The 13,762-nt window shown below is 45.4% G+C and carries 9 protein-coding genes and 1 tRNA gene; 6 read left to right on the plus strand and 4 right to left on the minus strand.

Features of this window, described 5'->3' with window-relative positions; translation table 11 throughout:
- Positions 1-22: 22 nt before the first annotated feature.
- Together porU2 and NIAKO_RS24310 are read right to left on the minus strand one after the other, a co-directional pair.
- Positions 23-5,104, minus strand: coding sequence for a putative type IX secretion system sortase PorU2 (gene porU2, locus NIAKO_RS24305; protein WP_014221104.1), 5,082 nt, complete (start codon positions 5,102-5,104; stop codon positions 23-25).
- Between the two features lie 37 nt (positions 5,105-5,141).
- Positions 5,142-6,251, minus strand: a complete 1,110-nt coding sequence (locus NIAKO_RS24310; RefSeq protein ID WP_014221105.1) for a putative type IX sorting system protein PorV2 — start codon at positions 6,249-6,251, stop codon at positions 5,142-5,144.
- A 324-nt stretch (positions 6,252-6,575) separates the two neighbouring features.
- Here NIAKO_RS24310 and tyrS point away from each other — a divergent pair, with 324 nt between their 5' ends.
- Positions 6,576-7,853, plus strand: a complete 1,278-nt coding sequence (gene tyrS, locus NIAKO_RS24320) for a tyrosine--tRNA ligase (RefSeq protein ID WP_014221106.1) — start codon at positions 6,576-6,578, stop codon at positions 7,851-7,853.
- 74 nt (positions 7,854-7,927) lie between these two features.
- Here tyrS and NIAKO_RS24325 read toward each other — a convergent pair whose 3' ends face one another.
- Positions 7,928-9,250, minus strand: coding sequence for an aminotransferase class V-fold PLP-dependent enzyme (locus tag NIAKO_RS24325; RefSeq protein WP_014221107.1), 1,323 nt, complete (start codon positions 9,248-9,250; stop codon positions 7,928-7,930).
- A 149-nt stretch (positions 9,251-9,399) separates the two neighbouring features.
- Between NIAKO_RS24325 and NIAKO_RS24330 the strand changes: the two genes are divergently transcribed.
- The 5 genes from NIAKO_RS24330 (at position 9,400) to NIAKO_RS24350 (ending at position 12,779) form a co-directional block, all read left to right on the plus strand.
- Positions 9,400-9,470: transfer RNA gene (locus NIAKO_RS24330), tRNA-Gln, on the plus strand.
- A gap of 109 nt (positions 9,471-9,579) precedes the next feature.
- A complete protein-coding gene (locus NIAKO_RS24335; RefSeq protein WP_014221108.1) occupies positions 9,580-10,062 on the plus strand; it encodes a hypothetical protein in 483 nt (160 codons plus the stop codon).
- A gap of 12 nt (positions 10,063-10,074) precedes the next feature.
- On the plus strand, positions 10,075-10,836 hold the full coding sequence (locus NIAKO_RS24340) for an oxygenase MpaB family protein (RefSeq protein ID WP_014221109.1): 762 nt from the start codon (positions 10,075-10,077) through the stop codon (positions 10,834-10,836).
- A gap of 53 nt (positions 10,837-10,889) precedes the next feature.
- A complete protein-coding gene (locus tag NIAKO_RS24345; RefSeq protein ID WP_014221110.1) occupies positions 10,890-12,248 on the plus strand; it encodes a hypothetical protein in 1,359 nt (452 codons plus the stop codon).
- Between the two features lie 54 nt (positions 12,249-12,302).
- On the plus strand, positions 12,303-12,779 hold the full coding sequence (locus tag NIAKO_RS24350) for an acyl-CoA thioesterase (protein WP_014221111.1): 477 nt from the start codon (positions 12,303-12,305) through the stop codon (positions 12,777-12,779).
- A 127-nt stretch (positions 12,780-12,906) separates the two neighbouring features.
- Here the strand turns inward: NIAKO_RS24350 and NIAKO_RS24355 are convergent, their stop codons facing one another.
- Positions 12,907-13,710 (minus strand): hypothetical protein, encoded by an 804-nt coding sequence (locus tag NIAKO_RS24355; protein WP_014221112.1) that lies wholly within the window; start codon positions 13,708-13,710, stop codon positions 12,907-12,909.
- Positions 13,711-13,762 lie beyond the last annotated feature (52 nt).

The raw sequence follows: 13,762 nt of genomic DNA on the forward strand, positions 1-13,762 counted from the left end.
ACTTTATGTTCAGCGTTGGATCTTACCGCATCAGGTACATTTTTCCATAGCCATTATTAAAGAACTTGTCGGTATTGTCGTCTGCAGCTTTGTATTTATCCATCGACTTACCGTTCAGCGAAGTTACAACCCGGTACAGGTATACCCCGTTTGCGAGTTTATCGCCATATTGGTCTCTTCCATCCCATTTAAATTCGGTAATGTTTCTACCAATATGCAATGGTCCCAGTTCATTGGTGGTGATCTCCCTTACAATTTTACCGGTTACCGTCAATATCTGGATCCGCAGGTTCTGTGGTATTTCGCTACCCGTTAACGTAAACACAAAGGCGGTTGACGTACTGAATGGGTTCGGGTAATTCAGCAGGTTCGAGATCATTGCCTTGGTGATTACCCTGAAGCCCACGCGGTAGGCAATGTTGCCCGACTGGTTGCCGCTTTCATCCTTGGCCACTACTATCAGTTCATAATCGTCGCCCTCGGGGTTAACCTGGGTGGTGAACTGCGGTGTAAATTCTATAGTAGCCGTATTGTTTTCCCCGCTGGTAGCCGGAATGAACCGCAACGTATCGTTATCGAAATGATAGGTCCTTATAATTCCGTTAGATATATTCCTGATCTGCACCGTACTGATGCTGGTATCTTTCAGCAGCATATACGTGCTTTCGTCCTTGATCTTGATCTGTATATGCGGTTTGGCCGAAACGATGTCCTTGTTCAGGATGTGCACTCCATCGAAGGTAACATCCAGCACCGGCGGCGTATTGTCTACCCTTACATAGAAGTTCTTGAATATAAAGTTATTGAAGTGGCTGGCCTCGGGCTGACTGTTATCGGGGTTCACATCCACGTTCAATACGTTGCTGCCGGGATAACCATGAGAATCGATGTCGAAATCGATCTTGATGGTATCCCCTACGATGATGGGTTTAAACTTCCCTAAAGGAAGGATGTGGGCCACGTTGTTCTGGTCGGTGATGGTAACCTTCACCACCATACTATCGAAATTCGTATAGCTGATGTTTTTGAAACCAACCCCGAAGTGCATTTTTTCACCCAGGTTCATCGTGTCTCTTGAAACGATGTAGATATTGGGTGCAATGGCGCCCTCAGGAATAGGATCGAAGTATACGCGCCAGTATTTCAACTGGTAAGGCGTAAGGTTGATCCTATCGTGGTTCGTCATTTTCAGCGTAATATATGGGTAGAACCGGGTATCCACCGTAGACAGATCGTATGAATGCGTGTTCTTGTCAACCGTTGCCAACACCGTTTCAACACCATCATACCCTGTACCTATAACGTCTATTGAAGCATCATCTGTTGAAGGGTTATCCTGTGAGAAACCATTCCATTCCATCCGCTTCCAGGCCCGGGCCGGACCGAATTTCGGCGAACGGATATACCCCAGCGTATCGGTTGAAATTACATCCGTGTTTATACGGACGATATCGTCATGATGGGGGGCATATTTGAATAGGGGAACAAAAGTTGAACTGGGACCTTTCTGATAGATCATATCCCAGGCCCGTGGCGTGTTGAGCGAATCGATATCAACAAAACCGGCGTTGAGCAAATAATGGTATAAAGATTCGTGCGTACCATACAGGGTTGTATCAGCCGCCCAGGTAGAGGCTATCCCGTTTACCGCATCTGCGTCAAAACTGCGGATGACTACAAAACTGCCGTTTGGAATAATGTTCATGAAGTCCATGATCTTTTTCCGTGAGGCCGAAGTCATGTAGGAGAACTCAAAATTGGTATTCCTCGTAGGTTTACAGTCTGCAGCACCACTGCCATACCGGAACAGGGAAACTCCATTTGCATCCACATTCCGCCAGGGCTCCAGCGACACGCTGTCGAGCACCGTAAAGGCGAGCGAGTGCCCCACGCAGGCGCTCATTCCTACATCAGCATTATTTACCGACACCTTGAAGTCCCCATCCTGCGAACAATTCTGGCTCGGATAAAGACAGTTGGTCACGAAAATCGTATTAAGGGTGGTGTTGAACTTCCAGGTTTGCGAGCTGGAGTCAAGCACCAAACGTTCAGTAGTTGAACCAAAATGCTGGTAAATATGGGACATATTATATCCTTCGCTGCCAGGCTTGTACATAAACGAGCTTACTGACCAGTTTAACGGGGTGCCATTTGTTGCCAAAGGCGCTACCCGCCAGTAATAAACGGTAGTATCCATGTAAGTGAGGTTAGAAGTAAATTCCATTACCCCACCAATGGTTGAGGTAGATTTGCTCACCTTTAAGGGCGAGTTGAACATGGCCGTGGTATCTATTTCCATCACATAATTCTGCAGCGCCGTTAAAGGGTTGGCTGTAGAAGCATATAACTTCTGGGTTGGATTGCTGATGATGGCATAATTATAAGGGAACGCAGGTCTGGCCTCTTCCTCATAAATGTAGAAGTCTTTGGAGGCCCGGTTATTACTTTCAGAGATTTCATTCACCGCATTATCTGCGTCGATGGTTACAATGATCTTGTTTTGCCCCTTATCGCGGGTAGCTACGATCGGCACATCGAATTGCAGGGAATCGGCAAAACGGGTACCAGGTATTTTCTGACGGTAAATGGTGCCGATTGTTCCATTGGGGTACTGTTGTTTTACTTCCAGCACTATAGAGTCTGACACCGCTTTGCCCAGGTTTTCCACTTTCACTTTCAGTTTGTACGTGCTTTCGGCCAGTGAAATAAATGTCGGGCTGATGGTTATAAGCGGATCTTCAATAACATAATCAGGTTTGGCCTGTCCATACAACTTTATACCGGGGTCGCCATGCAGGGTCATTTCTTCCGCATGCAAACGCGCATAAAAGTCATAAGCCCCCGTTCCATTTATCATGTTTTTAAACCCGATCTGCATGATCTTACCCAGGGTACTGTCATATCCCTGTCCCCCGATGCTCGCGTACAAATAATCTAAATACACATTCAGGTACTGTACAACTCCATAGTGGGTACTGGCCACAAAAGCAATACACCCGCGCTCTTTAGCCAGCACAAATTTTTCAGACAGGGTTTCGTTTGATATAAAACGCGAGGGATAATACGTAAAGAAATTACCGGCATAACAACCGTTCACAAAGAACACCGGGTATTTACCCTGGTTATTATAGTTCTGCGGGTTATCAATATTAAATTCAAGGGTGGTGGCCGAAGAGTGGCCAAAATAGTTTAGAATACTGATCCCGTTCTCAAACATAGCCGATAATCTGGCAGCCGAGGTCTGTTCTTTGGGATTGTTAGAGGTTTTACAAAAAAGGTCCACATTACCACCATATAGGGTATCGGCAATAACCCGTTGGTAAATGTCCATGTAGTTACACAGGATAGTACCTAAAAACGCATCGCTCGAACCGGTCACATGCACCACGTTCTTCATCCATTCGCGGCCGGCAATGGTATTGGGGGAATTCTTCAGCGCCGATTCGTATTCTTTTACCTTTTGCAGATAGTCTTCAATTTCCGATCCCATTACAACCGACAACCGGCCTATGGGCGTGGCGGGTACCGGTACGGTCAGGTCTTCCGCGCTCAGCAAATTATCCGATCCCGGGGCGCCAAAGGTGGGCACCAGGTTCAGCACCTCGTTGATTGGGTAGCTGGCAGGGTTGCGGTCGCCACGCTGGTACTCATTATATTCAACACCTTTACCAATCAGAAAGATATATTGTACGGGGGTTTTAAAGTTCTTGCGGGCCCACCGGATAAAGTTGCGAATAGAAAGCGGATGCTTGTTAATGCCAAAAGCAAACTGATCAACCAGGTCGTCTACTTCATAAATATTTGCTTTGTAACCACCTCCATCTGCAGACTCGCGATAGGTTTTATAATCCATCACCGGGTTGTTGCCATTTGAACCGGTATACAGGATCTGGTTGCTGATAATAAGGTATTGTGCCTGGTTAGCCGGCAGGCTGTAATCACGGAACTTGCGGGTGGTGGCGCTGGTTACCGTAGTAATGTTTCCGGGCGCCTCGCTTACCAGTATCAGTTGCCGGTCGGTGGCAGAACCCGGGAGGGCAAACCGTACGGTACTGCCATTTAAATCACCCAGATACCGCTCCCCGCTCCTGGTATCATACAATACCGGGGGCACGTTGCTGTGATTAAAATTATCTATCTGTAAATAATACCCGGCTGGTTTGGCAGGTAAGGAGAACTTGAAATTAGATTCCCCGCCCAGAGTGAACGTACGCGGATAGTTTAGTTCAAAAAATGAAACATCCATCCGGTCATTGGGATAATTACCTGTATTGGTAAATGTTACGGTTGCCGTTCCACCGGCTATTGAATTGTTATCTACCGGGTTTGTGGAAACCAGGTCGTTAAACAATTCCATGGTCGTATCCTTTATCGTAACCCCGTTTACCTGCACCCTTATATTACGCGGATTATAGGCATTGCCCACGGCGCCAAATTTTAAAGAAGCCTGCGGGCCGCTGGGATACACATTTAAACCCGTGAGGGGCTGGGAAATAGACGCCCCGGGGCCAATATCACTACTGGTAAAAAATTCACCTTTATCGTAACTCGCCGAATAAATGTATACGTTTACCAGCGCGGCTTCACCCTGGTTAGGCATTGTATTAAAAAAATAATAGCCCTTCGTATACATAAAATAGGGCTCGGCCGGCAATGAATTGCCGGCCACATTATTATTTACACTTGTATACATGAAACCCGAAGCACCACTGTTGTTCACACTTAAAAAATAAGTGGCCGTGTCGGATTGCAAACTGTAGTAAGTAGTGTGTTGAAAGGTGGGGTCTCTGTACAGGTCTTTATCGGGTTTGCCGTCATTGTGTTCACCCCAAAACTCCAGATAGCCGCCTGCCGGCAGGGTACCGCTTGAAACGGACGGGTAGAAATGAATTTTCTCCCCATTGCGCCACAGTTCCAGGTTCTGCACGGGAGCATTACCAATACCCAGGTTATCGAGCAACGACCGGGGAATACGGTATACTCCATCTGCTTTTAGCCTGATTTTGTAATAGGTTTGGGAGTAGTTGATCCATTCATTATTATACTGCTGGCTCGAAGCAGCAAAACCTGCCACCAGCAGTAACAGGGTTAAAATCTTCCTCATAGTTATACAAGTTTCAGATTCCTTTCAATAGGGTCGTTTACTTTTTGTTTCCCTTTTTAACCAGGTCCACTTTTAGCGAAAACACATGGGTATATAACGGATTCGATTGATTGGCGAGGTTGGTAAAGGCATAGTCTATCAGCACATTGGAAAGTCTGAAGCCGGCGCCCACTGCAGGTTGATAGATCCATACCTTCTTCGTGTTGGTGATGTCGTTATCATCCAGGGCCCGTTGAAAATTATTGATCCCGGCCCGTACAAAGAACACATTTCTCCAGGAAGCTTCCAGCCCCAGTTTGGGGTCAAGACTTACCACATTTGAACTGATTACGGTATTACGACGGCCATCAAACGTGAGGTCGAAGTTGGCTTCCGTCAACAGGTTCAGGTTCTTATTCAGTTTAAAATTATAACTGCCGCCCACAATCAGTTTAGGGGCGGTTAATTCGGTTGATTTACTGGGAATATCGTTGCCGGTATAGTAAAACACTTCTCGCATTTTTTCGGGCAGGCTGTACGACCAGGCATTAAAGGTAGTGGTTACATCCCGGGCCATGATGCCTATTTTCCATTTTGGGTTTACGATCTGTAAGCCCGCATCAAAACCAAAGCCCCAGGCAGTAGCCATATCGCCGGCCTTGCGGTGAATGATCTTGGCGTTCACGCCCCCGCTGATCTTCGTATTACCGGTTGTTTTTATGTTTTGCGCCAGTGAAAACAGGAAGGCATAGTCGGCGGAAGAAAAAGTGGTGATATTGCTGAAATTAATGGAACCATCGGGTTCAACCAGGAAAACGGTATTGGGAATATCATCTACGGCAAACCGTAATATCGACAGCGCCATTACCCTTTTATTATCCTTTAACGGGATGGCCACACTGCCGTAATCGTATTTACCAATTCCGGCAAAGTATTCGGCATGCATTAAATTTATCTGAGGATTGTCCTTCACATTTACCAATCCGGCAGGATTCCAGTATCCTGCTGTTCCATCGCTAACCGAAGCCACCTGCGCACTGGCCATAGCCAGGCCACGGGCACCTGCCCCAATATTCAAAAACTCATTGGAATATTTACGGAATTGTGCATAGGAAAACTGCTGTAGCAATAACACAGACAGGGTAACGTAAAAACGGGTCCTTTTCATTGATCCAATTTTCGAAATAAGCAACTTATTGATTAGACTATTTCTTTAGGATATTGGCTGCACCCGTTGGCAAAGTGAACTTTAATTGTGTTGGCAAAGAGCCGCTTTTAAACAGGGTCGGGGCCAATATAAACAAACGATTTTACAATTAAAATATTGCATCTTTCAGCCAAAGTTCCGGTAATCCTTACATTTGCATAAATCATTGATTTACTACATACATCCATGTACAAATTACCGGCGAAATATGTAGGAATATGCAAAGTAAAACCATTGGGTTGGCAATGCGAAAACAATTTATTACCCGTTTAATGTCAATATAATATGAACCTGGTAGCAGAACTAAAATGGCGGGGTATGATACAGGATATTATGCCCGGAACTGAAGATCAGTTGAACAAAGAAATGACCACCGGCTATATCGGTTTCGACCCAACTTCGGATAGTCTTCATGTTGGGAGCCTCGTACCTATCTTGTTGCTGGTACACATGCAACGGGCTGGTCACAAGCCCATTGCCCTGGTAGGTGGCGCCACCGGCATGATCGGCGACCCTTCCGGTAAAAGCGAAGAAAGGAACTTTTTAAGTGAAGAACAGCTGCAAAAGAACCTGGATGGCATCAGGAATCAACTGATGAAGTTCCTCGATTTCGACACAACCAAATCCAACGCGGCTGAAATGGCCAATAACTACGATTGGTTTAAAGACATCTCGTTCATCCAGTTCCTGCGCGATGCAGGTAAACATATCACGGTCAACTATATGATGGCCAAGGATAGTGTAAGAAAACGTATTGAGGGCGACTCCGGCATCAGCTACACCGAGTTCGCGTACCAGTTAATGCAGGGCTACGATTTTTACTGGTTGTACCAGCATAAAAAGTGTAAACTGCAAATGGGTGGCAGCGACCAATGGGGCAACATCACTACAGGTACGGAATTCATTCGCCGCAAGGCCGGCGGGGAAGCTTTTGCGCTTACCTGTCCGCTGCTTACCAAGGCCGATGGCACCAAATTCGGTAAAAGTGAGAAAGGGAATATCTGGTTGTCTAAAGAAAAAACTTCCGTGCTCGACTTCTATCAGTTCTGGCTCCGTGCAGCCGATATCGATGCAGAAAAATGGATAAAAATATTTACGTTCCTGCCTCAGGAAACCGTAGAAAAATTAATTGAAGAACATCAAAAAGATCCTGGTGCCTGGTTGTTGCAAAAAACGCTGGCTAAAGAAATAACCCTGTTTGTACATGGTGAAGCAGGATTGCAGGAGGCGTTGGATGAAACAAAAAAAGTGTATGAGCAGAAGGACGCGCCGGCCGAATCGCTCACACTTGCCGACCTGGAAGGCATAAACGGCGTAGCCAAATTCGATTACGAAATGGCGAAAATACAGGCAGGCATTGACGTGGTATCGTTCCTGGCCGAAACAAAGATCTTCCCCAGTAAAGGCGAGGCTCGCAAAACCGTACAGGGTGGCGGCGTAAGCATCAACCGTAAAAAGGTAGAAGACGTCGCTTTACAGGTTGATCCTTCTTGCCTGCTTCATGACAAGTACATTCTCGTGAATAAGGGTAAAAAGAACGTTTATCTGGTAAAAGTCAACTAATTTGATTATAAGTAAACAAGCAGGAAGTAAGCAATACGACAGGTTCGCTTTTCTTACTTCCTGCTTCTTACATCCTACTTCGCTTTTGTCCTCTTCCAGTTCTCCACAAAATCATTTATCCCCTCCACCAGCACATCCAGCTGTTTGATAGTAGTATATACGTTGGGAGTTACACGCACTCCTTTGAGGTTTTCCTGGTTAACGTTGGTGGTGTGAATTCTATATTTGTTCCATAAATGAATCTCAAGTTCGCCGGGTCTGAAATCCGGTACATTATAATGCACCAGCCCAATGGCGCAGCCAAAACCAGGTTTCATGGAGGTGTTTAATACAATGTTTGGAATATCCTTCACCTTGTTCATCCAGTAATTTTTCAGGTAGAACAATCGCTGCTCCTTTCGTTCCCCGCCAATCATGTCATAAAACTCAATGGCTTTACCTACTGCCTGTTCTATAAAAAAAGGACGGGTACCCAGGTATTCAAATTTGCGAATGTCATCCACTTTCGGATCGGGCGCCGCAAACAAAGGGTACAGGTTTTTGATCTTTTCTTTTTTTACATACAACACCCCCACCCCAATACAGGCGCTGAGCCATTTGTGCAAACTGCTGCCAAAATAATCGGCCCCCAGGTCACTCACATTAAATTGAAATTGCGCCAGGCTGTGGGCGCCATCCACCACTACTTCAATGTGGCGCAAATAAGCGGCATCGGCAATTTTGCGCACAGGCATTATTTGTCCGTTCCAGTTAATTACATGCGTCAGGTGCACTACTTTGGTTTGGGGCGTAAAGGCCTGGGTATAGATCTTTACCAGCTGATCGGGGTTTTCACTGGGTAAAGGCAGGTCTACCCACACCAGCTTAATACCGTCCCGTTGTTCCCGCTGCTTCCAGGCATTGATCATATTGGGATAATCCTGTTTGGCCAGCACCACCTCATCGCCTGCTTTCAGGGACAGGCCAAAAATGACGGTTTCCAGCGCCTCCGACGCATTGCGTTGAATGGCAATTTCTTCGGGATCGCAGCCGGCGAGGCGGGCCAGGTTACGGCGCAGAGGTTCACGGCCCTGGTCCATAATGCGCCACATGTAATAGCTGGGCGCCTCGTTTACCTGGTCGAAATTGCGTTTCATGGCATCCTGCACCGGGATGGGCGAAGGCGCCACCCCACCATTGTTTAAATTGATGATGGAAGGGTCTACCGTGTAGGACTGCTGAATAAAATGCCAGAAATCCTCATCAGAAGCCAGTTGGTCTGGTAATTTATCGCTGGCGCCTGCCAGCGCCCGGTGCAAATTGTGACTCCAGGCGGGTTGGGTGAAGGCCGACAAAGCCGTACCGGCCGAGAGGGCTTTAAGGGTTTGTAAAAAAAAGCGACGATTTAATGTTCCCATGTGACTTTATGTTGATAAGGTAATTGGTTTCAAATCAGAAGCTCGTGAAAAAATTTCTTCCGAAAAATAAAGAATTTATGCCACTTTCATTTGGGAGAAATAACAAAAGCCCCTACTTTTGCACTCCCTTTACAAAAGGGACCAAAGGCTGCCCGATAGTATAATGGTAGTACAACTGATTTTGGTTCAGTTTGTCTTGGTTCGAATCCAGGTCGGGCAACAAGAAACCCGCCCCGATAATATCGGGGCGGGTTTTGTTTTTACAAACTTGTCAACGATCTTGAAAGTATGAAATATCTTTACTTACTTTGTATTACAAAGTGCTTTTTATGCCAAACGCCTCCCAACTAAGAAAGGAAATAAGGGCATGGATCATCTTTTTTATCGTGTCCCTTCTCCTGAGCGGCATTACCGCCTTCCCCGTAGAGACCGAACTGGGCTGGGTCTACTCATGGATGCCTGCGCAGCATTCTTCCCTCAGTAAATGGTTACATACCTGTTACCAGGCAATTAAGAGTACCAATGAACAATACCCTTATCTGGCTTATGGTTACGACTGGCTGGCCTTTGCCCATATCGTAATTGCCATCGCGTTCATTGGCCCCATTAATGACCCTGTAAAAAACATCTGGATAATCGAGTTCGGCTGCATCGCCTGCCTGGCTGTTATTCCGCTTGCCTTTATTGCGGGACCTATCAGGCATATCCCTGTTTATTGGCAATTAATTGACTGTTCGTTCGGAATTATTGGCCTGATCCCGTTATTAATATGCCGTATGAAGATAAAGCAACTGGAAAAAGCAATCGCGTAAATAATATTCGTGATGAAGACATTTGTGGATGATACATCTATTGTAAAAAAAATATGGAGCACGACAGATATTACCCTTTTCATATTTGCCGGCGCATCCGCCGACTTTGCATTAAATAAACAGGTTGACTGGCTATATTTCACCGGCAAACTCCCGGATGATCCTATAGGCCGTTTGTTCTCTACAGTAAAATACGCTCAGTATATTATTTTTAGAGAAGAAAAAGAAGCGATAGCTTCCATTGACAAAATAAACTCCGTACACCAGCATATTGAACAGGCCCGTGGCTATAAAATAACCAATGATGGTTACCAGGATGTGTTGTACATGTTGATCTATTATTCGATGGCCGCTTTTGAATTATTGGAAAGGCCACTAACAGGTGAAGAGAAAGATGAGATTGTACAAACCTTTGCCCGAATTGGTCACCATATGCATATCCGGGACCTTCCTGCCAATTACCGCGACTGGAAAAAAGTGTATGACCAACAGCTCACCTGCAACCTTATAAAAAGCTCATTTACGGAGGACCTTTTTCGGCAATACAAAAAGCACCTCGGTTCTTTCCGTTATTTTTTACTGCTCGACATTCAGCGGATGCTGGTATCCAGTCATGTTAACAAATTACTCGGACTGGGGCGCACCCGGTTTGTTTCGTTATTACATCCCATTTATAAAAAGATCCGTAAATACAGCTTGCACCGGCAGCTTATATGGATGATGGTACCCAGGCAATTCATCAATCACGTGAAAGCAATGGACAAAGCTCATTAGCATGACCGGGAAATAACAATATTTATGTATTTTTCTGGAAATTACCCTATCATATGAATCTTCCCGGGTTATCCGCACTGCCTTCTAATAAAGAACAGATAGCAATAGACAATCAACTACAAAGTTTCCTGAAGGTGTTGGCCGGTTATGAACCAACAGCCCTGTACAATCATTGTTTTGAACTGCTTCGTGGCCTTAGTGAACAATGGGTGTTTGCAGATGAGCTGGATGTAAACTTTTTTGAGTACACATCCATGGCGCTGGATACTACAAACGAGCAAAGCAAAACTACCCTGCAGAACATCCGGCAACAGGTACAGGAGAAATATTCCCCGGCAGTCAGTGAGCGTTTCTACACCCTGGTTGCGATGTGTGCATCTTTTCAGGAGACCATGGGTGACGCCATGAACTATTTTGCAGCAAGAAGGTCTTTTCTTAATACCACTTTGTTACTGATCCCACACGTTTGCAAGGGTGAGCAACCATCTTCGTTTGTGGAGATCCTGAACATATTGATGCCGCCAATAGAAAAATACCTGGTCGGCCTTTCCGCTGCTTATTTTGACTTACTGAAAAACGAGGCCCTGGAACTACCGGCTGATGGCGACAAGTATAAACAACTGGAAAGTGTTTTCATTGATCCGTTCATGATGTACCTGCATGATAACGCAGCATTAGGTGAGCCCGATTACCCTGATCTGACATACCAGCAAAAGCCGGCTGGCCTTACCCATGCGTTTGTGTCGGTAGAAAATACGTTGATGCAGTTCAATGGCGCCTATGGAAAGTATGGAGTAGCTGACAGCGACCTGTACCAACAACTGGAAATGCTGGTCAGGGAATGCAAGAAATATTGTACCGATGGCTACACCATCATCATCCCCCACTCGCTGTTTTCAAGAATTACGGCAGACCTCAACCTGCTTAATAAATATCTCACGGTAGCCGATTACAATTACAGCACGATAATTAACACCTGCGCGCCATTTGTAGCGATAAATGGCAATATCCAGACATCTGTTACATTGCTGACAGGTTTTGTAAATCAGATCCAGGCAAAAATACTCACGCATAACAAGTCTTATCAGGCTGATACGGGCGCTTGTTTTGTAAGAAAGGTAACTGAAGCATTGGCGGAGAATGGATTTACAGTAACTACCAGTGAGCCGGCAGAGGTGGTGGCCACAAAAAATAACAGCAATTACCGCTTTCATTTAAAAAACAACCTGATTGACCTGGTGCGGGTAGAGAATGATTATAAAAAGATGGGCCGGCTGAACAGGCTTCGTATTCGTGAATATGGCAAACAAATAGCAGAAAAGCAATTTGTGATTTGCAGGTTTCCTGTTTTGACTTCCAACGCGGGTATTATAAATTTTTCTTCCCTATGGGAGTCGTTACAGGAGATTTGATTTCAAAAGAGACCAAAAAGTTATTATTTTACCAGCCAAAATCTGATATACTATATGATCGATGCTATCAGCAATACCGTAACGCTTCGCTTTCTCGCCGAACCCTCAGACGTCAACTTTGGCGGGAAAGTACATGGAGGGGCTGTAATGAAATGGATTGACCAGGCTGGTTATGCCTGTGCCGCCAACTGGAGCGGACAATATTGCGTGACAGTTTATGTGGGTGGCATCCGTTTCTTCAAACCCATCTCCATCGGCGATATGGTGGAAATTACCGCTACTGTTATTTATACCGGAACCTCCAGTATGCATATCGCCATCAATGTACAGGCAGGTAACCCGCGCCGTCAGGACAGAATAAAGACCACCCACTGTGTGATGGTCTTTGCGGCAGTGGATGATCATGGTAAAACAGTACCTGTTCCCAAATGGATCCCTGAAACACCGGCAGCTATTGAGATGGAGAATTACGCCAAAAAGTTAATGGCGCTAAGACAGAATATTGAAGATGAAATGAAACCATACATGTAAGTTTGGATTACTGTAACCGACACGACTCATATCTTGTAAAAGAAAATGGCGCATTGCTGCGCCACCTTCAGATTCCATGGGTTGTTGATTTATATTAGTTTTTCTTGTTTCCTTATTCTTTGAGCTGCTACAATTTACTGTATGTGGTAGTACATTTAATAAAGGCAGCACTTGTTCCATCCAGAACGGTAAGCGTAACAATGCCATAATCGCCGCCATACCAGTCGTTACCTACCGCGGTGCGTACACCTGTTGGGAAAATGGTGACTGTTGAAGATTTTTTTAGGGTAGCGCCTGAAACAGGATCAACAAAACGAACCACCAGGTAGGAACTGTCGCCGTTTTTATTGCGGGAGGGTATCATAAATGCGGGGGTCAGTTGCATGGTATCCAATGTATATTGAAGGTTGATATTATCTGCAGTATTATAGTTGGGTGCTGCTGCCTGGTACTGGTTAAACAGCAATTGAAGCTTAGGGTATTTTTTGGCAGCGGTATTGTCTGCAAAACGCATTTGCAATTTAATGGAGTCACGGGGCACACTCACATCACTTAAAAATCCTTTTAACCCCAGCGCATTGCTATAAATGACTTTCAGTGTTCTGCTGCTGTTCTTTGCCACATAGACGCTGGTATCTGACACCAATTGGCCGGTACCGGCTTTGTAAATACTAATTCTGGTCTCTTTGCCGGATGCTGTATCCCACGCGTTCAACAAATATTCTTTTTTCAGCATGCCGCCGGCCTTAATAAGACTATCGCCCGACAGGCCATCAAAACGAACTTCCAGTTGCTGGTCGCTCAACGGGCTTGAAACTACGGTTAACAGGCTTTGGTATTGTTCAGGGGGAAAATTGCCTTTCCTGCAAGCGCTTATGCCTGATATTAAACAGGCAGTCAATAAAAGATAGCTTACGTTTTTAGGTTGCATATAACAGTTAAAATTTTAAAAAGGCACCTCCCCGCAGGGAGGCGCCTATAAT

It is taken from the genome of Niastella koreensis GR20-10, assembly GCF_000246855.1.
GTDB classification, from domain to species: Bacteria; Bacteroidota; Bacteroidia; order Chitinophagales; family Chitinophagaceae; genus Niastella; species Niastella koreensis.